The organism is Duganella sp. 1224 (assembly GCF_013408245.1).
Classification (GTDB): Bacteria; Pseudomonadota; Gammaproteobacteria; order Burkholderiales; family Burkholderiaceae_D; genus Rugamonas.
Window position 1 is genome coordinate 87,750 of record NZ_JACBYS010000009.1, and the last position, 21,611, is coordinate 109,360.

Annotated in this window: 21 protein-coding genes; 14 read left to right on the forward strand and 7 right to left on the reverse strand. The window is 64.2% G+C overall.

Annotation, left to right across the window (positions count from 1 at the left end; translation table 11 throughout):
• Window positions 1-31: 31 nt before the first annotated feature.
• From FHW58_RS25375 to FHW58_RS25390, 4 genes are all read right to left on the reverse strand, one after another.
• On the reverse strand, window positions 32-3,610 hold the full coding sequence (locus FHW58_RS25375; protein ID WP_179675971.1) for a M1 family aminopeptidase: 3,579 nt from the start codon (window positions 3,608-3,610) through the stop codon (window positions 32-34).
• Window positions 3,611-3,620: 10 nt separating this feature from the next.
• On the reverse strand, window positions 3,621-4,514 hold the full coding sequence (locus tag FHW58_RS25380; RefSeq protein ID WP_179675972.1) for an ABC transporter ATP-binding protein: 894 nt from the start codon (window positions 4,512-4,514) through the stop codon (window positions 3,621-3,623).
• A gap of 166 nt (window positions 4,515-4,680) precedes the next feature.
• Complete coding sequence (locus tag FHW58_RS25385) at window positions 4,681-5,877, reverse strand: ABC transporter permease (protein WP_179675973.1); 1,197 nt, start codon at window positions 5,875-5,877, stop codon at window positions 4,681-4,683.
• Between the two features lie 3 nt (window positions 5,878-5,880).
• Window positions 5,881-6,660 (reverse strand): ATP-binding cassette domain-containing protein, encoded by a 780-nt coding sequence (locus FHW58_RS25390; RefSeq protein ID WP_179675974.1) that lies wholly within the window; start codon window positions 6,658-6,660, stop codon window positions 5,881-5,883.
• 112 nt (window positions 6,661-6,772) lie between these two features.
• On the opposite strand from FHW58_RS25390, the gene FHW58_RS25395 reads away from it, so the two are divergent.
• The 3 genes from FHW58_RS25395 to cysS all read left to right on the forward strand — a co-directional run bounded on the left by FHW58_RS25395 (window position 6,773) and on the right by cysS (window position 9,449).
• Window positions 6,773-7,207, forward strand: coding sequence for a hypothetical protein (locus tag FHW58_RS25395; RefSeq protein WP_179675975.1), 435 nt, complete (start codon window positions 6,773-6,775; stop codon window positions 7,205-7,207).
• A gap of 48 nt (window positions 7,208-7,255) precedes the next feature.
• Window positions 7,256-7,897, forward strand: coding sequence for a 2-polyprenyl-3-methyl-6-methoxy-1,4-benzoquinone monooxygenase (coq7, locus tag FHW58_RS25400; RefSeq protein ID WP_179675976.1), 642 nt, complete (start codon window positions 7,256-7,258; stop codon window positions 7,895-7,897).
• 151 nt (window positions 7,898-8,048) lie between these two features.
• Entirely contained in the window at window positions 8,049-9,449 is a 1,401-nt protein-coding gene (gene cysS / locus FHW58_RS25405; protein WP_179675977.1) for a cysteine--tRNA ligase, read from the forward strand.
• Here cysS and FHW58_RS25410 read toward each other — a convergent pair.
• Window positions 9,419-9,844 (reverse strand): OsmC family protein, encoded by a 426-nt coding sequence (locus FHW58_RS25410; protein WP_179675978.1) that lies wholly within the window; start codon window positions 9,842-9,844, stop codon window positions 9,419-9,421. The genes cysS and FHW58_RS25410 overlap by 31 nt on opposite strands.
• Before the next feature lie 221 nt (window positions 9,845-10,065).
• Between FHW58_RS25410 and rplM the strand changes: the two genes are divergently transcribed.
• The 4 genes from rplM to erpA all read left to right on the forward strand — a co-directional run bounded on the left by rplM (window position 10,066) and on the right by erpA (window position 12,550).
• Entirely contained in the window at window positions 10,066-10,494 is a 429-nt protein-coding gene (rplM, locus tag FHW58_RS25415; RefSeq protein ID WP_179675979.1) for a 50S ribosomal protein L13, read from the forward strand.
• Window positions 10,495-10,503: 9 nt separating this feature from the next.
• A complete protein-coding gene (rpsI, locus tag FHW58_RS25420; RefSeq protein WP_179675980.1) occupies window positions 10,504-10,896 on the forward strand; it encodes a 30S ribosomal protein S9 in 393 nt (130 codons plus the stop codon).
• A gap of 153 nt (window positions 10,897-11,049) precedes the next feature.
• Complete coding sequence (gene argC / locus FHW58_RS25425; protein WP_179675981.1) at window positions 11,050-12,087, forward strand: N-acetyl-gamma-glutamyl-phosphate reductase; 1,038 nt, start codon at window positions 11,050-11,052, stop codon at window positions 12,085-12,087.
• Between the two features lie 112 nt (window positions 12,088-12,199).
• On the forward strand, window positions 12,200-12,550 hold the full coding sequence (gene erpA / locus FHW58_RS25430; protein WP_135199647.1) for an iron-sulfur cluster insertion protein ErpA: 351 nt from the start codon (window positions 12,200-12,202) through the stop codon (window positions 12,548-12,550).
• A gap of 148 nt (window positions 12,551-12,698) precedes the next feature.
• Here erpA and FHW58_RS25435 read toward each other — a convergent pair whose 3' ends face one another.
• Together FHW58_RS25435 and FHW58_RS25440 are read right to left on the reverse strand one after the other, a co-directional pair.
• Complete coding sequence (locus FHW58_RS25435; RefSeq protein WP_179675982.1) at window positions 12,699-13,796, reverse strand: anhydro-N-acetylmuramic acid kinase; 1,098 nt, start codon at window positions 13,794-13,796, stop codon at window positions 12,699-12,701.
• A gap of 100 nt (window positions 13,797-13,896) precedes the next feature.
• A complete protein-coding gene (locus FHW58_RS25440) occupies window positions 13,897-15,291 on the reverse strand; it encodes a peptidoglycan DD-metalloendopeptidase family protein (RefSeq protein WP_179675983.1) in 1,395 nt (464 codons plus the stop codon).
• A 158-nt stretch (window positions 15,292-15,449) separates the two neighbouring features.
• Between FHW58_RS25440 and tyrS the strand changes: the two genes are divergently transcribed.
• From tyrS to purH, 7 genes are all read left to right on the forward strand, one after another.
• Window positions 15,450-16,703, forward strand: a complete 1,254-nt coding sequence (tyrS, locus tag FHW58_RS25445; RefSeq protein ID WP_179675984.1) for a tyrosine--tRNA ligase — start codon at window positions 15,450-15,452, stop codon at window positions 16,701-16,703.
• Window positions 16,700-17,146, forward strand: a complete 447-nt coding sequence (gene dtd, locus FHW58_RS25450) for a D-aminoacyl-tRNA deacylase (protein ID WP_179675985.1) — start codon at window positions 16,700-16,702, stop codon at window positions 17,144-17,146. Before tyrS ends, dtd begins: the two co-directional genes overlap by 4 nt.
• A 3-nt stretch (window positions 17,147-17,149) precedes the next feature.
• Window positions 17,150-17,761: a YbhB/YbcL family Raf kinase inhibitor-like protein gene (locus tag FHW58_RS25455; RefSeq protein WP_179675986.1), complete on the forward strand. Its 612-nt coding sequence runs from the start codon at window positions 17,150-17,152 to the stop codon at window positions 17,759-17,761.
• Entirely contained in the window at window positions 17,758-18,408 is a 651-nt protein-coding gene (locus FHW58_RS25460; protein ID WP_179675987.1) for a histidine phosphatase family protein, read from the forward strand. Before FHW58_RS25455 ends, FHW58_RS25460 begins: the two co-directional genes overlap by 4 nt.
• Before the next feature lie 120 nt (window positions 18,409-18,528).
• Window positions 18,529-19,545, forward strand: a complete 1,017-nt coding sequence (gene dusB, locus FHW58_RS25465; RefSeq protein WP_179675988.1) for a tRNA dihydrouridine synthase DusB — start codon at window positions 18,529-18,531, stop codon at window positions 19,543-19,545.
• Between the two features lie 110 nt (window positions 19,546-19,655).
• Entirely contained in the window at window positions 19,656-19,889 is a 234-nt protein-coding gene (locus FHW58_RS25470; RefSeq protein ID WP_160989600.1) for a helix-turn-helix domain-containing protein, read from the forward strand.
• An 89-nt stretch (window positions 19,890-19,978) separates the two neighbouring features.
• The gene (gene purH / locus FHW58_RS25475) at window positions 19,979-21,565 is read left to right on the forward strand and encodes a bifunctional phosphoribosylaminoimidazolecarboxamide formyltransferase/IMP cyclohydrolase (protein ID WP_179675989.1); all 1,587 of its coding nucleotides are present in this window, start codon (window positions 19,979-19,981) and stop codon (window positions 21,563-21,565) included.
• Window positions 21,566-21,611 lie beyond the last annotated feature (46 nt).

Below are 21,611 nucleotides of genomic sequence, written 5' to 3' on the forward strand. Positions count from 1 at the left end.
CCGTGTAGAAATGGAGGACCTGACCCCGGGTTTATTGGGTGAGTTCGACGTTGATCATGTTGTCGTCGGGCTTGCGGTCGATGAGTTTGTTGTCGGGGTCGATGCCGGCCTTGGCCGGGCGGCCGCTGACGATGACCGTGTAGCGGTTCTCCTTTTGCTCGATCAGCTTGCGCTCGCGCAGCAGGCTGTTGCCGTCCTTGTCGTCGACGCCAATGTCGATCCAGTCTTTCAGCGCCACGTCCTGTTCCTCGCCCTGCTCGCCGGCGCGCACCTTGGCGGCGCTGACCGTGAAGCTGACTTCGTACTTGCCGTCGGCCAGCTTGCGCGCGCTGGCCGCCACCGCGTGGTTTTCGTACAGCACGATGTGGTTGAACAGGTCGTCGATCAGGTAGGCCTGGTCCGGCGGCGTGATCTTGCGCAGCGCCGCCACCAGGATGTCCGCGCCCGGATACGGACCCGACGCGCGGCCGTACTGCGCCAGCATTTCCTTCAGCGCGCCGTTGACCTTGTCCTCGCCCAGGATGTCCTGCAGCTGGTACATCGCCAGGCTGCCCTTGCGGTACTGGATGTAGTTCTGGTTTTCATTTTCCGCCAGCGGCAGTTCCTTCTTGCGCTCCAGCGCACGGCCGATCAGGTATTGCTCCAGGTCGTAGTGCAGGAAGCGCCGCATCTTGCTGGCGCCGAAGTTTTTCTTCATCACCATCAGCGCCGAGTATTCGGCCAGCGTTTCGGTCAGCACCGTGCTGCCGCGCGTGTTGCCGCCCACCAGTTGATGCCCCCACCACTGGTGCGCCACTTCGTGCGCGGTGATGTAGAACGGGTAGTCGATGTCTTTCGGGTTCTTGTCGTTGACCTTGGCGATGAAGCCCACCGCTTCCGAGTAAGGAATGGTGTTCGGGAACGATTGCGCAAAGCGCTCGTAGCGCGGGAATTCGACGATGCGCACCAGCTTGTGCTGGTAGGGGCCGAAGTTCCGGGTGTAGTAGTCCAGCGATTCCTTGATGCCCTTGTCCATCCGCTCCAGGTTGTACTCGTGGCCGGGATGGTAGTACAGCTCGATGCCGACGTCCTGCCACCAGTCGCGCTTGATCGCGTAGCGCGCCGACTGGATGCCGTACATGTTCAGCATCGGCTGGTCCATCTGGTAGTGGAAGTAGCGCCGGCCCTGGCTGCTCCAGTCCTTGACCAGCGTGCCCGGCGCCACCGCGGTCTGGTCGGCGCTGGTGCCGATGGTGGCGTCGAAGCGGATCCAGTCGGCGTCGTTGCTGACGAAGTTGTGCGCCAGGCCGGCCGGGTCGTCGCGCGGCAGCATGCGTTCGCGCGCGGCCAGGCCGTGTTTCTTGCGGTCGCGTGCGTCGTCCAGCTCCCAGCCCGGCTGGTAGCCGATGTGCGGCATCACGTCGCTGTTGAGGAAGGTGCCGTTGCCGACCACCGGGGTGTCGCGGCCGAGGCCGAGGATGCCGCCCGGCGCGTAGCGCAGCTCGAAGTCCATGGCCAGTTGCGCGCCCGGCGCCAGTGGCTTGCTGAGCTTGTAGGTGTAGAAGCCCAGCGCGCGGTCTTGCAGGCCGTCGCGCACCGGCTGGTCGAAGCGCACCTGGTACTGGCTGGCCAGGTTGTCCTGCGAGACGATGATGTCGGTCACCGGCTGCGTGCTCTTGTTCTGCAGCAGGTAGCGGCCCTTGACCGCGAGCGTGCGCTGCGCCGGCCACAGTTCGACGTTGAGCTTGACGTCGGTGATGCGCGGCTGCGGCAGCACCGCGTATTGCTTGTACTTGCGCTCGTAATCGGCCTTGTCGCTTTCCTTGTCGTAGGCCGACTGGTAGCTGCGCGCCACGTGCTGGTTGTAGAACAGCACGCCGCCGGCGCCGCCGAAGATCAGCACGCCGATGGCGATGCTGGCCAGCACCGGCATGGTCAGCGCGTGGCGCGCCAGTTGCAGGCGCTGGCGCCAGCCGTCGTTGGCGCCGCGCGCCCAGAACAGCAGCGCGGCCACCACCAGCAGCAGCGCGGCGCCGCCCCAGTAGGCCTCGTACCAGCGCTGGCGCACCAGGAAGTGGCCGTAGCCGTTCATCGCCGAGTACACCAGGTCGGGCAGGGTGCCGTAGATCAGCAGCGGGTTGTCCAGTCCCAGCGTGCCGGCGGTGACGGTGATCAGGTAGTAGCTGATCATGGCGAAGTAGGCGATGTAGCGCTGGTTGATGATCACCTGCAGCGCGATCGCCAGCACCGCCGTCAGCGCGTAGCCGGGCAGTAAGATCAGGAACAGGTGGCGCAGGTACAGCCCCGGCTCCAGCAGGAAGTAGCCCTGGAAGACCTGTACCGCCATGCCGCTCAGCATGACGATGACCAGCAGCAGCGCCTGCAGCCCGATCAGCGCGAACAGCTTGGCCAGCAGCGGTAGCCAGCTCGGCACCGGCAGCGCGTCCAGCATCAGCGCCATGTGGGCTTCGCGTTCGCGCCAGATCAGCTCGCCCGCGTAGAAGGTGGTGATCACCATCATGAACAGCTCGAAGGTGTTGCTGACCACCTCCAGCACCTGGTAGGTGACCGGGTAGGTGTTGGTGCCGTAGATCGAGCCCAGGTCCAGCGACGCGGCCAGCATCATCAGCACGCCGGCCAGCACGATCACCAGGAAGTAGATGTTCTTGGTGGTTTCGCGCAGGTTGAGCCAGGTCGAGCGCAGCAGCAGCCAGCCGAGGCTGCGGGCCTGGAAGTCCGGCGCCTCGCGCGTGTTGACCGAGGCCTGCGACAGGTGCTGCGGCAGCTCGCCCTCGCCGCTGCTGTTGCGGCTGTGGCCGCTATCGATGGTGGCGACGAAGTGGAAGCGCCAGTAGCCGACCAGCAGGCCGACCAGCGCGGCCGAGGCCCAGATCACGCGGTTCAGCAGGTACACCCCCTCCGGCCAGAACATGCGGGTGCTGCGCTCGACCAGCGGCCAGTACTCGGTGAGGCGCAGCACGGCCGTGGTGCCGAAGGGGTCGATCAGCGCGGCGAAGGTCTTGTAGTCGAGGTCGCGCGCCAGACCGGGCGCCACCATGTAGCCGACCAGCATCACCACGCTGGCGATGTAGACCGGCAGCATGCGCCGCGTCAGCGCCGCCAGGATGAAGAACACGGCGCCGAAAATGAAGATGTTGGGCAGGATCACCACCAGGTAGGGGATCAGGTAGGCCAGCGGCGCGGGATGCGACAGCCGCTCGGGATCGACGCCGGGCACCAGTCCGCCCAGCCACAAGCCCAGCACGATGCTGGTGAAGATCACCGCCAGCGCCAGGTAGGCGCCGAGGAAGCGGCCGAACATGTACTGGTGCTTGCGGATCGGCGCGCTGAAGAAAAAGTGCTGCATGCCGTGTTCAAAGTCCTGCTGCACCGAGCGGCCCATCATGGCGGCGATCACCACCACGCCGAGCGAGCCGAGGAAGCTGGTGGTGAACATCAGCGCGCGCGGCGAGTCGATCAGCTGGCTGCCGAAGGTGATCGAGGCGCCTTTGAAGAAACCGCCGGCGGCCATCATCCACAGCATGGCCAGCGCCAGGAAGCCGAAGAAGTAGACCCAGGTCGACAGCAGCTTGAGGCGCTGGCGCGCTTCGAAGAGGGCAATGGCGAACATGATGCCGGCCTTAATCGCAGCTGCTGGCGGCGCGGTGGCGGCCGGCGATGGTGGCGAAGTAGACGTCCTCCAGGTCGCCCAGCGCTTCCTCGAAGCCGTCGCCGGGGTCGGTGTCGCTGTAGACGTGGATCAGCGTGCGGCCCGACAGCAGGCGCGACGAGATCACCGGGTGGCGCAGCTGGAACGATTGCAGGTCGCTCTTGTTGATGAAGCGGGCCCAGATCTTGTCGCTGACCTCGTGGATCAGCTCCTGGGTCGGGCCGCACAGCAGCAAATGGCCCTTGTTGATGATTGCCATGTTGGCGCACAGGTCGGCCACGTCGGACACGATGTGGGTGGACAGGATGACGGTCTTGTCCTCGCCGATGTCGGACAGCAGGTTGTGGAAGCGCACCCGCTCCTGCGGGTCGAGGCCGGCGGTCGGCTCGTCGACGATGATCAGCTTGGGGTCGCCCAGCAGCGCCTGGGCGATGCCGAAGCGCTGCCGCATGCCGCCCGAGAAGCCGCCCAGGCGCTGGTGGCGTACCTCGAAAAGATTGGTTTGTTGCAACAGTCCGTCAACCACCTCGCGCCGGCGGTGGCGGTTGCTCAGGCCCTTGAGCACGGCGAAGTGGTCGAGCATCTCGTAGGCGGTGACTTTCGGGTACACGCCAAAGTCCTGCGGCAGGTAGCCGAGCTGGCGGCGGATCTCGTCCTTGTCGTCCAGCACGTCCAGGTCGCCGAAGAACACCGAGCCGGAATCGCATTCCTGCAGCGTGGCCAGCGTGCGCATCAGCGTCGACTTGCCGGCGCCATTCGGGCCGAGCAAGCCGAACATCCCGGTCGGGATGGTGAGCGAAATATTGTCCAGGGCCACCACGCCGTTGGCGTAGGTCTTGGACAAATTGCTGATGCTTAATTCCATGCTAACTCCTGATTCTGCGCGGATAACCACTTTTCACATGATGGCATTGTATTGAATTTGATCCACACAGGGGGCGCCATTGCGATGGGCCGCACTATGCTGCGCCAGAGTGCAGAATCGGCGGCACAGGCGGCACCCGGCTGGCATGGTTGAATAGACAACTTGATCAATTCCTGAACAAAACCGTTTCCCGGTTGAACCACCAGCGGCACAGGGCCAGCAGCAGGGCGGCGGTCAGCGCGCTGGACAGCAGGATCAGCGAGAACAGGCGGTAGTCCATGGTGCCCTTGACCAGCTCCTTCATGGCCAGCGCGACGTTGGTCAGCGGCACCAGCGACCAGCGCCAGTTGAGCTCCACGCCGGGCAGCAACGCCACCAGCGTCGGCAGGATGGTGACGATGATCAGCGGCGAGATCATGCCGCTGGCCTCCTTGTAGCTTTTGGCGTAGATCGAGATCGACAGCAGGATGGCGGCGAAGATGGCGGCGGTCGGCACCAGCATCAGCGCCACCATGGCCAGGTCGCGCGGGCCGATGGCGTGCAGCATCTGCACCAGCTCGCTGCCGGCCAGGCCGCCGAAGAAGTGGATCAGCACCGCCACGCTGACGATCATCAGCAGCGCCGAGGTCAGGCCGATGGTGAACAGCATCAAGAACTTGGCCAGCACGATGGCCGTGCGCGGCACCGGCGCCAGCAGCAGCGTTTCCAGCGTGCCGCGTTCCTTCTCGCCGGCGCCGGTGTCGATCGCCGGGTACATCGCCGCCATCAGGCACACCATCAGCAGCACGTAGGGCAGCATGCCGCCGATGATGGCGCCCATCTGGGCGCGCTTGTCGGCGGTGGAATGGTCCTCCAGCCGGATCGGATCGAGCGCGTAGGCCAGTTGCTCGTGGCTGAGGTGGAAGCGCGCCATCGCCTGTTCGCGCAGCGCGCCGTTCTCGGCCGCCAGCACCGCCAGCACCCGCTTGCGGGTGACGTCGACCGTGGCGGCGCTGTTGTAGTGCAGTTCGATCTTGCCCTGTTGCTGGGCCGCCATCTGCGCGTCGAGGCCGGCCGGAATGACCAGCGCGAACTTGATGCGCTCGGCGCCGATGGCGGCCTTGATCTCGTCCGGGCTGCCCAGCGCGATCTCGTGGAAGCCTTTTTCGCGGGCGAAGCGCGCGGCCAGGCGCGGCGCGTGCTCCTTGCCAAACACGGCGTAAGCCAGGTCGGCGGTGCTGGCCTGCCTGAACATGGTCGACGACAGGTAGCCGAAGCCGGCAAAGATCAGCGGCATGGCAAACACCGGGATGAACACGGTGAAGATGAAGGTGCGGCGGTCGCGCACCAGTTCCAGCAGTTCCTTCAGGTAGATGGTCCACATGGCTCAGGCCTCCTGGTGGATGACGCCGACGAAGGCGTCGTACAGGTCGGCGCTGCCGCCCAGGTGGCGCAGCTCGTCGGTGCTGCCGTGGAAAGCGGTCTTGCCGTGGTTGATGATGCAGACGCGGTCGCACAGCTTGTCCACCTCGTGCAGGTGGTGGGTGGAAAAAATCAAGGGGACGCGCAGCGCCTTGTAGCTGGCGATAAAATCCAGCAGGATCTTGGCCGACATCACATCCAGGCCGGTGGTCGGCTCGTCGAGGATGACGATGCGCGGCTCGTGCACCACGGTGCGGGCGATCGCGCATTTCTGCTGCATGCCGGCGGACAGTTGGTCGGCGCGCTTGTTGCCGTAGTCGTGCATCTGCAGCAGGTCGAACAGCTCGTCGCAGCGGCGTTGCAGGCGGTCCGGGCGCATGCCGTGCAGGCGGCCGAAGTACTCGACGTTTTCACGCGCGGTCAGGCGGCCGTACAGGCCGGTGGAGCCGGACAGGAAACCGATGTGCTGGCGCGCCGCCAGCGGATCGGCCAGCAGGTCGATGCCGTTGGCGTGGATGCTGCCGCCGTCCGCCTTGAGCGCGGTCGACAGCAGGCGCAGCGTGGTGGTCTTGCCGGCGCCGTTCGGGCCGAGCAGGCCCAGCACCTCGCCCGGCGCGCAGCGGAAGCTGACGTCGCGCACCGCGTGGAACCAGCCGTCGTGGTCGCGCGGATCGCGCGCGGCGTGGGTGGGGCTGCCGCGTGACGGCAGGCGAAAGCGCTTGGCCAGATTCCTTACCTCGATCATCGTGCGTGTCCCGGGTGGAAAAGTTTCAAGAGTAGCATGTAGAAATTCTGACACGCAAGCTACTGGGCGGAGAAAACTCTTGCTATAGTGGCAGCCAGGAGCGGAGTGAAATATGAGTCCCCAGCTGAAGGAAAAAATACTGGCGGTGATGCAGTACGGCGTCGACCGCGAAGAGTCCACCGGTTTTTTCCGCGTGGCGCTGGGCCTGTATTACCTGGCCGGCCTGATGACCAAGGAAACGCTGGACTTCAAGCAGCTGGACCGCGACTTCAACCGCTTCATCTACCAGACCATCGGCAAGGGCCACAGCATTACCAGCGTGCTGCAGTACATGAGCGGCGAGAAGGTGGTGCCGGTGGTCGAGTCCAAGCGCTTTCTGCGGGCGTTTGCCGAGCATTGCACCGAGGTGCCGCTGGAGAACATCCCCTTCCTGCTGGGGCTGAACCTGGGCGTGGCCAAGGATATTTCCAGGATCGACGTGCGCGGACCGGTGGCCGACTACATCGAACGCCAGCGGCAGTTGCGCGAGGAAGCGGACGCAAAATAGCGACTTGCTCCTATAATGGGACTTTCCTTCGAAGACACGAGTTCGTTTATGGCAGCCTATCATCACACTCCCCTGGACCAATTCATTGCCGGCGCCGACAAGGCGCTGCGCGTCATCTCCGGCGTCGCCTCGGCGTCGCGCCCGAACCCGGCGCTGCGCGCGGCCGATGCCGAGCTGAGCGAGGCCGAGCGCCGCCATGCCGCCGGCCTGATGCGCGTGAACCACGTCGGTGAAGTGTGCGCGCAGGCGCTGTACAACGCCCAGGCGCGCTTCGCCCGCACGCCGGCGATCCGCGCGCAGTTCGAGCATTCCAGCCGCGAGGAAGAGGACCACCTGGCGTGGACCGCGCAGCGCCTGGGCGAGCTGAACTCGCACATCAGCGTGCTGAACCCGCTGTTCTACGCCGGCGCCTACGCGCTGGGTTCGGTGGCCGCGGCGCTGGGCGATGCCCGCAGCCTGGCCTTTGTGGTGGAAACCGAGCGCCAGGTCGAGGCCCACCTCGAAAGCCACCTGGAGAAGCTGCCGCCGCAGGACGCCCGGTCGCGCGCCATCGTCGACCAGATGCGCATTGATGAAATCGAGCACGGCGCGGCGGCCCAGCGCCTCGGCGCAGCGGCCATGCCGGCGCCGGTGCGGGCGGCGATGTCGGTCATGGGCAAGGTGATGACCAGCACCGCTTACTACGTTTAATGGTACTATCAGGGCATGATCAAGCAACCATCCCGATTCGGAGCGTGTGCGCGCAGGCCATAGAAGCCTGCTGATCCCCTTTACATCGACAGTTTTCTATAGGCCACAGCGAGTTCGCGCTCCTGTGGCCTTTGTCTTTTCTGGAGCCTTCATGGAGCTGATGCTGTACGACACCTACGAGCGACGCCTGCGTCCCTTCGTCCCCCTGCAACCTGGCGCGGCGGGCCTGTACGCCTGCGGCCCGACGGTCTACGACTACGCCCACATCGGCAACCTGCGCACCTACCTGTTCGGCGATGCGCTGCGCCGCGTGCTGGCGCTGAACGGCTACGCGGTCAACCACGTGATCTGCGTGACCGACGTCGGCCACCTGACTTCCGACGCCGACACCGGTGAGGACAAGATGGAGAAGGGCAGCCGCCGCGCGCGCCAGTCGGCCTGGGAGATCGCCGCCTTCTACACCCGCGCCTTCCAGCGCGACATCGCCGACCTGCGCATCCTGGCGCCGGCGGTGTGGGCGCGCGCGACCGAGCACATCCAGGAGCAGATCGACTTCATCGCCGGCATCGAGCGCAACGGCTACACCTACCGCACCGAAGACGGCATCTACTTCGACACGCAAAAGCTGGAACGCTACGGCCATCTGGCGCGGCTGGATATCGACGGGCTGCGTTCGGGCCACCGCGTCGAGCTGCGCGACAAGCGCGCGGCCACCGACTTCGCGCTGTGGAAATTCAGCGGCGGCCAGCAGCGACAGATGGAGTGGGACAGCCCGTGGGGCCGCGGCTTTCCCGGCTGGCACATCGAATGCTCGGCCATGTCGACCAAGTATCTCGGCGCGCTGTTCGACATCCACGTGGGCGGCGAGGACCACATCCCGGTCCACCACAGCAACGAAATCGCCCAGCACGAAGCCTGCCACGCCCACCCGCCGGCGCGTTACTGGCTGCACGGCGCCTTCCTGAACGTGGACGGCAGCGCCAAGATGTCGAAATCCGACGGCGACTTCCTGCGCCTGGCCACGCTGGCCGAGCGCGGCTACGACCCGCTGGCCTACCGCTACCTGGTGCTGTCCGCCCACTATCGCTCGCCGCTGACGTTTTCCTGGGCGGCGCTGGATGCTGCGCAGACCGCGCTGGGCCGCCTGCGTCTGGCCTTCCACCGCTTGCCGGACGGCGGCCAGTCCGACGCCCGCTACCAGCAAGCCCTGCACGCCGAGCTGAACCAGGACCTCAACACGCGGCGCGCGCTGGCCCTGATGTGGGAACTGTTGAAATCCGACGCCGTGCCGGCCGCCGCGCAAAAAGCCACGCTGGCCTGGCTGGACCAGGTGCTGGGACTGGGGTTGGCCGACTGGACAGCGGCCGAGGTGGCGGTGCCGGACGCCGTGCACGCACTGGTGACGGCGCGCGCGCTGGCGCGGCAGGAAAAGCGCTGGGCCGACGCCGACCGCCTGCGCCAGGCCATCGAGGACGCCGGCTACAGCGTGCGCGACACGCCGGCCGGCGCCAGCATCACGCCTCAGGCGACGTCGACGATCTCGAAGGAGTGAGTGATCTGGGCGGTTTTGCCGAGCATGATGGAGGCCGAGCAGTATTTATCGTGCGACAGCGTGATGGCGCGCTCGACCTGCTCGGGCTTCAGGCCCTTGCCGGTGACGACGAAGTGGAAGTTGATCTTGGTGAAGACCTTGGGCTCGGTGTCGGCGCGGTCGGCTTGCAGCACGCATTCACAGCCACGGATGTCGGCGCGGCCTTTTTTCAGGATCAGCACGACGTCGTAGGCGGTGCAGCCGCCGGTGCCCAGCAAGACCATTTCCATCGGCCGCGGCGCCAGGTTGTGGCCGCCGCCCTCGGGCGCGCCGTCCATGGTGACCAGGTGGCCGGAGCCGGTCTGGGCCAGGAAACTCATGCCCGATGGGCCGTTCCAGCTAACTTTGCATTCCATCGCATTCTCCGTGTCAAAAACTTTGTCCATATTGTAATGGACCGCGCCAGCCCTGTGTTTCCGCGGCCTGCGGCCAATATCGGGCTTGACGCCGGCGGCTTCAAGCGGTTAGAATAGTCGGCTTTCCATTCGCTCAGGAAAGTAAATAAAAAGGCCGAGTCCGCTGTAGCAGTAGCGGAACCACCATTTGAGCGGTAATTTCTTATACAGAAAGTCATCACATGAAAACTTTTTCCGCTAAAGGACATGAAGTCCAGCGCGACTGGTTCGTGATTGACGCGACGGACAAAGTCCTCGGACGTGTTGCCAGCGAAGTGGCACTCCGACTGCGCGGCAAGCACAAGCCTGAGTTCACCCCTCACGTCGATACCGGCGATTTCATCGTCATCATCAACGCAGGCAAACTGCGCGTGACCGGCACCAAAGCAACCGAGAAGACCTACTACCGTCACTCGGGCTACCCAGGTGGCATCTACGAGACCAACTTCCTGAAAATGCAACAGCGTTTCCCAGGTCGCGCTCTGGAAAAAGCCGTCAAGGGCATGCTGCCAAAAGGCCCACTGGGCTACGCCATGATCAAGAAGCTGAAAGTGTACGCCGAAGGTACCCACCCGCACGCTGCCCAGCAACCTAAAGCACTCGAAATCTAAGGAACTGACATGATCGGTAACTACAACTACGGCACCGGCCGTCGCAAGAGTGCAGTGGCTCGTGTGTTCATCAAATCGGGCACTGGCCAAATCATCGTTAACGGCAAGCCAGCGGCTGAGTACTTCTCCCGCGAAACCGGCCTGATGGTTATTCGTCAACCACTGGAACTGACCGGCAACGTTGAACGTTTCGACATCAAAGTCAACGTCCACGGCGGCGGTGAGTCGGGCCAGGCAGGTGCGGTTCGTCACGGCATCACCCGTGCCCTGATCGACTACGATGCAGGCCTGAAGGGCGATCTGGCACGCGCCGGCTTCGTTACCCGCGATGCACGTGAAGTTGAACGTAAAAAAGTTGGTCTGCGCAAAGCACGTCGCGCAAAGCAATTCTCGAAGCGTTAATTTATTACGCTCTGGCGCGCCGCTTGCGGTGCGCTGTGGAAAAAGCCGCCGGCCTTGTGCCGGGCGGCTTTTTTGCTATTTGGTACTGTCATGCGCCGGTAGCGCATGGCTGATAAAATGTCTCACTCCCCACGCATATTGAAGGAAAACACAATGATCAAAGTTGGCATCGTCGGCGGCACCGGTTACACCGGGGTAGAACTGCTGCGTTTGTTGGCAGTCCACCCGGATGTGGAACTGACGGCAATCACCTCGCGCAAAGAGGACGGCTTGCCAGTGGCTGATATGTTCCCTTCGCTGCGTGGCCGCGTGAATCTCACATTCTCGTCGCCGGAAAACGCCGACCTGACCCAGTGCGACGTGGTGTTCTTCGCCACCCCGCACGGCGTCGCCATGGCCCAGGCGCCGGCGTTGCTGAAGGCCGGCGTCAAGGTCATCGACCTGGCGGCCGACTTCCGCATCAAGGACAAAGCGGTGTTCGAAAAATGGTACAAGATCGAGCACACCTGCCCGGACCTGCTGGAGCAGGCCGCCTACGGTCTGGCCGAGCTGAACCGTGAGGACATCAAGAAAGCCAACCTGGTCGCCAATCCGGGCTGCTACCCGACCACCATGCAGCTGGGCTACTACCCGATGCTGAAGGCTGGCGTGGTCGATGCCGGCTCGCTGATCGCCGACTGCAAGTCGGGCGTGTCGGGCGCCGGCCGCAAGGCGGAAATCGGCACGCTGTTCTCGGAAGCGTCGGACAACTTCAAGGCCTACGGCGTGGCCGGCCACCGTCACACGCCGGAAACCTCGGCCCAGTTGCAGAAGTTCACTTCCGACAAGGTCGGCCTGGTCTTTACGCCACATCTGGTGCCGATGATCCGCGGCATGCACTCGACGCTGTACGCGCGCCTGACCAAGGACATCAGCAACGACGAACTGCAAGCCTTGTTCGAAGAGCAATACCAGGACAGCGCCTTCGTCGACGTGATGCCGTTCGGCTCGCATCCTGAAACCCGCTCGACGCGCGGCTCCAACATGCTGCGCCTGGCGCTGCACCGTCCGGACAACGGCAACACCGTCATCGTGCTGGTGGTGCAGGACAATCTGGTCAAGGGCGCGTCCGGCCAAGCGGTACAGTGCATGAACCTGATGTTTGGCCTGGAAGAAACCACCGGCCTGACGCAGATTGCGCTGCTGCCTTGATCCAGGCATCTTGTTTTTGTGCGGATAATCATCAAATTTGAGGCAGGTCGGAGCAGGAAAACTGCTCAAGGTCTATAATGGCCTCTAATTGTTTTCTCGTGGGAGTAAAGAAATGAATGCTGTTGCTGAAATGCCAGCGCCTATCATCTTCACCGATAGCGCTGCTGAAAAAGTGGCCCAACTGATCGAAGAAGAAGGCAATCCTGACCTGAAACTGCGCGTGTTCGTGCAGGGCGGTGGCTGCTCCGGCTTCCAGTATGGTTTCACCTTCGACGAAATCGTCAATGAAGACGACACCACCATGGTCAAGAACGGCGTCCAGTTGCTGATCGACTCGATGAGCTACCAGTACCTGGTGGGCGCCGAGATCGACTACAAGGACGACCTGGAAGGCGCGCAGTTCGTGATCAAGAACCCGCAAGCGACCTCGACCTGCGGCTGCGGTTCGTCGTTCTCGGTGTAAGTTAGGATTGTTACGGAAGACGGCGGCCTGCGGGTCGCCGTTTTTTTTTGCTGAGCGGGCGGCAACCGTTTACCCCGCACTGCGGCGCGCAGGGTCTGACCCCGTACGGGGTCAGACCCTATCCTCCGGGGTTGGCCGTGGCGCTCAATCAGCGGGGGTAGAGGGCGCCCAGGATGCGCTCGCCCTGGGCGCCGGTCACGGCGGGCAGGTTGCCCGATAGCCGCTCGGTGAAGCGGTAGCCCAGCCAGGCAAACGCCAGCGCCTCGACGCAGTTGGGGGCGACGCCCAGCGCCTGCGTCGAGGCCAGCAGCACCTGGTTGCCCAGGGCGGCGCTGATTGCCTGCATCAGGACGCTGTTGTACGCGCCGCCGCCGCAGATGTAGACCGCGTCCGCGCCGCCGCCATAGGCCTGGATGGCGGCGGCCAGCGTGACGGCCGTGTATTCGGTCAGCGTGCGCTGCACGTCTTCCGGCGCGGCTTGCGCGTGCGCGGCCAGGCGCTCGTCCAGCCAGGCCATGTGGAACAGGTCGCGGCCGGTGCTTTTCGGCGGCGGCAGCGCCAGATACGGCTCCTTCAACAATGCCGCCAGCAAGGCCGGCAGCACCTTGCCGCTGGCCGCCCATGCGCCGTCGGCGTCGTATTCCTGCCGGCGGTGGCGATGGATCCAGCCGTTCATCAACACGTTGCCGGGGCCGGTGTCGAAGCCGACCACGCGGCCCTCGTCGCCCAGTACGCTGATGTTGGCGATGCCGCCGATATTCGCCACCACGCGCGGCTGGCCTTGCTTGCCGAACAGCGCCTGGTGGAAGGCCGGCACCAGCGGCGCGCCCTGGCCGCCGGCAGCCACGTCGCGGCTGCGGAAGTCCGCCACCACGTCGATGCCGCACAACTCGGCCAGCAGGGCAGGGTTGTTGGTCTGGCGCGTATAGCTCAGCTCGGGGCGGTGGCGGATGGTCTGGCCGTGCACGGCCACGGCGCGGATCTCTGGCGCCGCGCGGCCGGATTCGCGCAGCAGCTCGGCCACGCACTGCGCGTAGTGCCGCGCCAGCTGGTTGGCGGCCAGCGCCTCGCGCTCGATCTCGTTGTCGCCGCTGGCTTGCAGCGCCATCAGCTCGGCCTGCAGCGATGGCGGAAAGGCGACGTAGGCGGTGGCCACCGTGGTGGTAGTGTCGCCGTCAAACTGGGCCAGCGCGCCGTCCACGCCGTCCAGACTGGTACCGGACATCAAACCGATATACAAACTCATAGCGACCTCATCAAGTGTGGGATGGCGCACGGAACCAGCGCGCGCAAGAGCGCATCATAATAAAAAAACAGGCCGCTAGGCGGCCTGTTTCGAGAGATGCTTATTTGGACGAGACTGACGCCATCCGTGTATTGCCGCCTGCTCCGGCCGGGCGCAGCAGCGCGAAGCGGTGCATCATGTCATTGGCGTAGACCTTGAAACGGCCCATTTCGGCGGCCGTCAACGGCGCCTGTGCCTGCACGTTCATCTTGCTCGGGTCCTTGGCTTCGCCAGCGACGCGGAATTCGTAGTGCAGGTGGGCGCCGGTCGACCAGCCGGTGGTGCCGACGTAGCCGATCACGTCACCCTGGCTGACCCGGCTGCCCTTCTTGATGCCCGGCGCAAAGCGGCTCATGTGGGCGTAAGCGGTGGTGTAGTTGCTCCAGTGCTTGAGGACGACGAAATTGCCGTAGCCATTCTGGGTGCCGGCAAAGTCCACCACGCCATCGCCGGCGGCGCGGATCGGCGTGCCGGTCGGGGCCGGGAAATCGATGCCCTTGTGCTGTTTCCACTGGCCGGAAATCGGGTGCACGCGCATCGCGAAGCCGGACGAAATACGCGAAAACTCCACCGGCGATTTCAGGAACGCTTTCTTCAGCGACTTGCCGTCGTAGCTGTAATAGCCGCCGCCTTGCTTGCTCTGCGGATCTTCAAACCACACCGATTGATAGGTCGTGCCCTTGTTGGTCAATTCGCCGGCCAGCACGCGGCCCGCGCGCACGAACTCGCCATCCTGCCAGAAGGTTTCGTACACCACGTTGAAGCTGTCGCCGCGTTTCAGGTCGCCGCGGAAGTCAACGTTGGTGGAGAACATCTCGATGATCTGCTTGACCACGGTGTCCGGCAGCTTGGCGCCGTCTTCGCTGGAGTCGGTGGCCGCGTACAGCGTCGAGGTGATGGTGCGCGCGTGCATTTCCACGCGGCGTTCCAGTTTGGCGGGCTCGGCGGTGGCGACAAAGCCGTCGCCCTGGCGGGTGACCTTGATGTTGGTGACCGGGTCGTCCTTGCCGTCGACCACGGTGGCGCGCAGCCACTGCAGGTTGCCTTCGTCGTCGGTCTGCGCTTGCACGCGCTTGCCGGCCTTCAGCTGCATGACGCCTTTCGCAACCTTATCCTTTTTGATAAAGTTCTCGGCCGCATCGTCGTCCACCCCCAGGCGGGTCAGCAAGGTGGCCAGCGTGTCGCCGGCGCGGATCTTTTCCTCGTGGACGAAGTGGGCGTTGGACGACTGTTGTTCCAGGCTATTGATCTGCGCGCTCAGGTCCGGCACCACCACGGCTTCCTGGACAGTTTTCACTGGCAGATCCGACGCGTCAGGCGCGAGTGGGGCTACACCGGCGGCACCAAAAGCACATACTGCGAGAAACAGAGCAGAGGCGCTGATGATGCGCGCCTTGCGCGTAGAACCTAGCAGACTGAACAAGCGTGAGCTTGTGAATTTATGTATTTGGTTCATGCAATCAGTTAAAATTTGCCGCTTGAACTATTCAGGAACGTTTTATTTTTTCTAATTATCGGTTTTGTTCGTTTTCATGCGGCAAGATTGATGGATCGGGGATTATAACAAACTCCTGCGCCTGACTACCTTTTTCTGAATCTACCGCTTAAAAAATCATGACTACTACTTCTTCGATACCGCCGGCTCCCTCTAAAGCGTTGCCGTTATCCGACAACGTTCAGGAGGCACTCGCCATCACCAAACGCGGTGTCGACGAGTTGCTGATTGAAAGCGAGTTCGCCCAGAAGCTGGCGCGCTCGGAGCAGAGCGGCGTCCCGCTGCGCATCAAGCTGGGCCTGGATCCGACCGCGCCCGACCTGCACCTGGGCCACACCGTGGTGCTGAACAAGATGCGCCAGTTGCAGGACCTCGGCCACCAGGTGATCTTCCTGATCGGCGACTTCACCTCGATGATCGGCGACCCGTCCGGCCGCAACGCCACCCGCCCGCCGCTGACCCGCGAGCAGGTCGAGCAGAACGCCATGACGTATTTCAAGCAAGCTTCGCTGGTGCTGGATCCGGCCAAGACCGAAATCCGCTACAACTCCGAGTGGTGCGATCCGCTGGGCGCGCGTGGCATGATTCAGCTGGCCTCGCGCTACACCGTGGCGCGCATGATGGAGCGCGACGATTTCACCAAACGCTTTAAAAATGGCACGCCGATTGCCGTGCACGAATTCCTGTACCCGCTGATGCAGGGCTACGACTCGGTGGCCCTGAAGGCCGACCTGGAGCTGGGCGGCACCGACCAGAAGTTCAACCTGCTGGTCGGCCGCGAGCTGCAGAAGGACTACGGCCAGGAGCCTCAATGCATTTTGACCATGCCGCTGCTGGAAGGTTTGGATGGCGTGGAAAAAATGTCGAAGTCGAAGAACAACTACATCGGCATCACCGAGCCGGGCAACACCATGTTCGCCAAGATCATGAGCGTGTCCGACGAGATGATGTGGAAGTACTACGACCTGCTGTCGTTCCGCTCGATCGCGGATGTGGCCGCGCTGAAGGCGGAAGTGGCCGGTGGCCGCAACCCGCGTGACGCCAAGGTCGCCATCGCGCAGGAGATCGTGGCGCGCTTCCACTCGCAGCAGGCGGCGGAAGACGCGCTGGCCGACTTCGTCAACCGCTCGAAGGGCGGCATTCCGGACGATATTCCGGAAGTGGCGCTGAGTGGCGCGCCGCTCGGCATTCCGCAATTGCTGAAGCAGGCCAACCTGTGCGCGTCGACGTCGGAAGCGATGCGCATGGTCGACCAGGGCGGCGTGCGGGTGGATGGCACCGTCATCAGCGACAAGGCGCTGAAGCTGGAGGCCGGCACCTTCGTGCTGCAAGTCGGCAAGCGCAAGTTCGCGCGCGTGACGCTGTCGGCATGATCGGGCTGCTTCAGCGCGTCAGCGGCGCCAGCGTGGTGGTGGATGGCGTGACGATAGGCGCCATCGACGCCGGCCTGATGGTGCTGGTCTGCGCCGAGCGCAACGACACGGAGAAGGAGGCGGACGCGCTGCTCGCGAAGCTGCTGTCTTACCGCGTGTTCGCCGACGATGCCGGCAAGATGAACCGCAGTGTGACCGATATCGGTGGCGGTTTGCTGCTGGTGCCGCAGTTCACGCTGGCGGCCGATACCCAGTCCGGCACGCGTCCGTCGTTCACGCCGGCGGCGGCCCCGGCCGATGGACTGCGGCTGTTTAGCTATTTTGTGGAGCAGGCGCGGCTGAAGCACGCCAAGGTCGAAACCGGCCAGTTCGGCGCCGACATGAAAGTGTCGCTGACCAACGATGGCCCGGTTACTTTCTGGCTGCAAACCACCGCCAAGTAAGCAATGAAGCTTGCCAGTGACAGTTTCCGCAACCGCGCCGCCATGCCGTCGGCGCAACTGGCCACGGGCGGCAACCGCCACCCGCAGCTGCGCTGGAGCGAGGTGCCGGCCGGCACCGCTTCGCTGGCCTTGCTGTGCCTGGCCGCGGACCGGCCAGACGGCGACTTCTGTCACTGGAGCGTGGTGGACATTCCGCCATCGCTGACATCACTCGCCGCCGGCGCCTTGCCGGCCGCCGACGCTCCGCCAGACGCCCCGTCGCCCACTACGCAAGCCGCTCCCGACGTCACGCCAGCCCTCGCGCCGCGCGCCGCTCCCGATGCCAGGCCAGCCATCGCCCCGCGCGCCGCCCCCGACGCCACGCCAGCCGTCGCGCGGTGCGCCGCCCTCGGCGTGCCGCTGCCGCGCCAGGGCCTGAACGACTTCGGGCGTCCCGGCTACGCCGGTCCGGCGCCGGCGGCCGGCGGCGCCCGCCACTATATTTTCCGTCTCTACGCGCTGGACGTGCCACGGCTCGACCTGCCGGCCAGCTTCACCGGCGCCGACGTATTGAACGCCATTTATGGCCACATCATCGATGAAGCGCAGCTGATCGGCGCTTATACCTACAAATGACCGACACCACCATTCTGCTGATCCGCCACGGCGAAACCGCCTGGAACGCCGTGCGCCGCCTGCAAGGCCACATCGACATCCCGCTGAACGAGGAGGGCGAACGCCAGGCGCTGGCCCTCGGCCGCGCCTTGGCCAAAGAAAAACTGGACGCCATCATCAGCAGCGACCTGCAACGCGCCATGCAAACCGCCCAGGCGGTGGCATCGCACCATGCCGGCATCGCGCTGCAGACCGATGCCCAACTGCGCGAACGTGCCTACGGCGCCTTCGAAGGCATGCTGTACCAGGACATCCAGGACGAATACCCGGCCGACTTCCAGTTATGGCAGGCGCGCGATATCGACGCCGTCATGCCGCACGGCGAACGCTACGCCGAAAGCTTCCGCCAGTTCTACGACCGCGTGATCGGCGCGCTGCGCCGCGTCGCCGCCACCCGCGCCGGCCAGACGGTCGCGGTGGTCGCCCACGGCGGCGTGCTGGAATGCGCCTACCGCGAAGCGCGCGGCATCCAGCTCGACAGCCCGCGCGATTTTCAGGTCAAAAACGCCAGCGTCAACCGCTTCACCATCGCCGGCGACAAGTTGGCGCTCACTAGCTGGGGAGAGGTTGGCCACCTCGCGCCGGCTGCCATGGACGACGTCATCTGATCCCAGTCTCATAACGACCAGACTGCACATTTGCCGATTTCATAAAAAATAGTGCTTATTATTTGAGCAGGGCTTGGGTTAAAATAGAAGGTTCCTTCTCCCGACATTCAGGTATTGCCAGTGCAAATCGGTCCTCATTTACTGCGTAACAACGTTTTTGTCGCCCCCATGGCGGGCGTGACAGATCGGCCTTTCCGCCAGCTGTGCAAGGAGCTGGGCGCGGGCTATGCGGTGTCTGAAATGGCGGCCTCCAACCCGCGCCTGTGGGCGACCGAAAAGAGTTCGCGCCGCACCGACCACACCGGCGAGATGGAACCCAAGGCAGTGCAGATCGCCGGCGCCGACCCCAAGGATCTGGCCGACTGCGCCCGCTTCAACGTCGAGCGCGGCGCGCAGATCATCGACATCAACATGGGCTGCCCGGTCAAGAAGGTGTGCAACGCCTGGTGCGGCTCGGCCCTGTTGCAGGACGAGGAACTGGTCAAGCGCATCGTCGATGCGGTGGTGGGCGCGGTGGACGTGCCGGTCACGCTGAAGTTCCGCACCGGCTGGGACCGCGAAAACAAGAACGCGCTGACGATCGCGCGCATCGCCGAGGACGCCGGCATCGCCATGCTGACCTTGCATGGCCGCACGCGCGCCGACGGCTACAAGGGCGACGCCGAGTACGACACCATTGCGGCCGTCAAGAAATCGGTTTCAATCCCGGTGGTGGCCAACGGCGACATCACCTCGCCCGAGAAAGCCCGCTTCGTGCTGGACTACACCGGCGCCGACGCCGTCATGGTCGGCCGCGCCGCGCAGGGCCGGCCGTGGATCTTCCGCGAGATCGATCACTACCTGCGCACCGGCAAGCATCTGCCGGCGCCCTACGTGGACGAAGTGCGCGCGCTGATGGACGAACACCTGCGCGCCCACTACGCGTTCTACGGCGACTACCTCGGCGTGCGCACCGCGCGCAAGCACATCGGCTGGTATGTGCGCGACCTGCAGGGCGGCGAGGAATTCCGCCAGAAAATGAACCTGCTGGAATCCGTTGACGAGCAATTACTTGCCGTCGACCAATTCTTTGAATCGCAATGGCGGTACGGCGAGCGGTTACAATACCGCCTCGCTGAAGATTTGCAGGCCGCCTGACCAGTGGCGGGCGTGGACAAAAAAGTCACATCATCAGAAGGGTAGACGCCTCCAGCCACAAGCCGGGCGATTTGCCAGCGTTATAGATTAATTAGCCGAACGATAAGAAAATGAGCAAAGAAAGTATCCAGGAAGTAGTCCAGAAGAGTCTCGAAGAATACTTCGCCGACCTGGGCGAGCAACAGGCATCCAACATTTACGACATGGTGGTGATGACCGTTGAGAAACCGATACTGGAAGTGGTCATGACCCGAGCGGATGGCAACCAGTCGCACGCCGCGCAGATGCTGGGCATCAACCGCAATACCCTGCGCAAGAAATTGCAGGAACACGGCCTGCTGTAAGCGCGCCCGTTCTATCCGGCATTGAGTGGCTGGGGACGGCCGCGCCGCCGGAGCTCCCGAATTATTTAACCACCTCGTCATTCATAGCCATGATTAAACAAGCTCTCATCTCCGTATCCGACAAGACCGGTGTGCTGGACTTCGCGCGCGCGCTGTCCGCCATGGGCGTCAACATCCTGTCGACCGGCGGCACCGCCAAACTGCTGGCCGACAACGGCGTGCCGGTGACCGAAGTGGCCGACTACACCGGTTTCCCGGAGATGCTGGATGGCCGCGTCAAGACGCTGCACCCGAAAGTCCACGGCGGCATCCTGGCGCGCCGCGACTTCCCGGAGCACGTGGCCAAGCTGGAAGAGCACAACATCCCGACCATCGACATGGTGGTGGTCAACCTGTACCCGTTCCAGGCCACGGTGGCCAAGGACACCTGCACGCTGGACGACGCCATCGAGAACATCGACATCGGCGGCCCGGCCATGCTGCGTTCCGCCGCCAAGAACCACAAGGACGTGGTGGTGATCTGCGACCCGGCCGACTACGGCGTGGTGCTGGCGGAAATGAAGACCACCGACAACGCCCCCGGCTACGTCAGCTACGACACCCGCTTCACGCTGGCCACCAAGGTCTACTCGCACACCGCGCAGTACGACGGCGCCATCGCCAACTACCTGACCAGCCTGGACGCGACCCGCGCCCACGCCAGCCGCAGCGCCTATCCGGCCAAGCTGAACGTGGCGTTTGAAAAAGTGCAGGACATGCGCTACGGCGAGAACCCGCACCAGTCGGCGGCGTTCTACCGCGACGTGGTCAAGACCGAGGGCGCGCTGGCCAACTACAAGCAGCTGCAAGGCAAGGAACTGTCGTTCAACAACATCGCCGACGCCGATGCGGCGTGGGAATGCGTGAAGAGCATGGGCGGCTTCGACCAGCCGGCCGCGTGCGTGATCGTCAAGCACGCCAATCCGTGCGGCGTGGCGCTGGGCCGCTCGGCGGTGGAAGCCTACACCCGCGCGCTGCAGACCGACCCGACCTCGGCCTTCGGCGGCATCATCGCCTTCAACGTGGAAGTGGACGCGGCGGCGGCCACCGAGCTGGCCAAGCTGTTCGTGGAAGTGCTGATCGCGCCGTCGTTCAGCGCCGACGCCAAGCAGATCCTGTCGGCCAAGCAGAACGTGCGCCTGCTGGAAATCCCGCTGGGCAATGGCGTCAACGCCATGGACTTCAAGCGCGTGGGCGGCGGCCTGCTGGTGCAGTCGGCCGACGCGAAGAACGTGCTGCTGGCCGACCTCAAGGTGGTCAGCAAGAAGCAGCCGACCCAGCAGGAACTGCAGGACATGATGTTCGCGTGGCGCGTGGCCAAGTACGTCAAGTCGAACGCCATCGTCTTCTGCGGCAATAACATGACGCTGGGCGTGGGCGCCGGCCAGATGAGCCGCATCGACTCGGCCCGCATCGCCTCGATCAAGGCGCAGAACGCCGGCCTGACGCTGGCCGGTTCGGTGGTGGCGTCGGACGCGTTCTTCCCGTTCCGCGATGGCCTGGACGTGGTGGTTGACGCCGGCGCGACCTGCGTGATCCACCCGGGCGGCTCGATGCGCGACCAGGAAGTGATCGACGCCGCCGACGAGCGCGGCGTGGTCATGGTCTACACCGGCACCCGCCACTTCCGCCACTAAATTCAACCCCGGACGTGGGGTCTGACCCCGTACGGGGTCAGACCCC

What these genes read in the sequence shown, in the direction of transcription:
- FHW58_RS25375 (WP_179675971.1), bottom strand. Translation starts at nt 3,610, where the DNA reads ATGTTCGCCATTGCCCTCTTCGAAGCGCGCCAGCGCCTCAAGCTGCTG.
- FHW58_RS25380 (WP_179675972.1), bottom strand. Translation starts at nt 4,514, where the DNA reads ATGGAATTAAGCATCAGCAATTTGTCCAAGACCTACGCCAACGGCGTG.
- FHW58_RS25385 (WP_179675973.1), bottom strand. Translation starts at nt 5,877, where the DNA reads ATGTGGACCATCTACCTGAAGGAACTGCTGGAACTGGTGCGCGACCGC.
- FHW58_RS25390 (WP_179675974.1), bottom strand. Translation starts at nt 6,660, where the DNA reads ATGATCGAGGTAAGGAATCTGGCCAAGCGCTTTCGCCTGCCGTCACGC.
- FHW58_RS25395 (WP_179675975.1), top strand. Translation starts at nt 6,773, where the DNA reads ATGAGTCCCCAGCTGAAGGAAAAAATACTGGCGGTGATGCAGTACGGC.
- coq7 (WP_179675976.1), top strand. Translation starts at nt 7,256, where the DNA reads ATGGCAGCCTATCATCACACTCCCCTGGACCAATTCATTGCCGGCGCC.
- cysS (WP_179675977.1), top strand. Translation starts at nt 8,049, where the DNA reads ATGGAGCTGATGCTGTACGACACCTACGAGCGACGCCTGCGTCCCTTC.
- FHW58_RS25410 (WP_179675978.1), bottom strand. Translation starts at nt 9,844, where the DNA reads ATGGAATGCAAAGTTAGCTGGAACGGCCCATCGGGCATGAGTTTCCTG.
- rplM (WP_179675979.1), top strand. Translation starts at nt 10,066, where the DNA reads ATGAAAACTTTTTCCGCTAAAGGACATGAAGTCCAGCGCGACTGGTTC.
- rpsI (WP_179675980.1), top strand. Translation starts at nt 10,504, where the DNA reads ATGATCGGTAACTACAACTACGGCACCGGCCGTCGCAAGAGTGCAGTG.
- argC (WP_179675981.1), top strand. Translation starts at nt 11,050, where the DNA reads ATGATCAAAGTTGGCATCGTCGGCGGCACCGGTTACACCGGGGTAGAA.
- erpA (WP_135199647.1), top strand. Translation starts at nt 12,200, where the DNA reads ATGAATGCTGTTGCTGAAATGCCAGCGCCTATCATCTTCACCGATAGC.
- FHW58_RS25435 (WP_179675982.1), bottom strand. Translation starts at nt 13,796, where the DNA reads ATGAGTTTGTATATCGGTTTGATGTCCGGTACCAGTCTGGACGGCGTG.
- FHW58_RS25440 (WP_179675983.1), bottom strand. Translation starts at nt 15,291, where the DNA reads ATGAACCAAATACATAAATTCACAAGCTCACGCTTGTTCAGTCTGCTA.
- tyrS (WP_179675984.1), top strand. Translation starts at nt 15,450, where the DNA reads ATGACTACTACTTCTTCGATACCGCCGGCTCCCTCTAAAGCGTTGCCG.
- dtd (WP_179675985.1), top strand. Translation starts at nt 16,700, where the DNA reads ATGATCGGGCTGCTTCAGCGCGTCAGCGGCGCCAGCGTGGTGGTGGAT.
- FHW58_RS25455 (WP_179675986.1), top strand. Translation starts at nt 17,150, where the DNA reads ATGAAGCTTGCCAGTGACAGTTTCCGCAACCGCGCCGCCATGCCGTCG.
- FHW58_RS25460 (WP_179675987.1), top strand. Translation starts at nt 17,758, where the DNA reads ATGACCGACACCACCATTCTGCTGATCCGCCACGGCGAAACCGCCTGG.
- FHW58_RS25470 (WP_160989600.1), top strand. Translation starts at nt 19,656, where the DNA reads ATGAGCAAAGAAAGTATCCAGGAAGTAGTCCAGAAGAGTCTCGAAGAA.
- purH (WP_179675989.1), top strand. Translation starts at nt 19,979, where the DNA reads ATGATTAAACAAGCTCTCATCTCCGTATCCGACAAGACCGGTGTGCTG.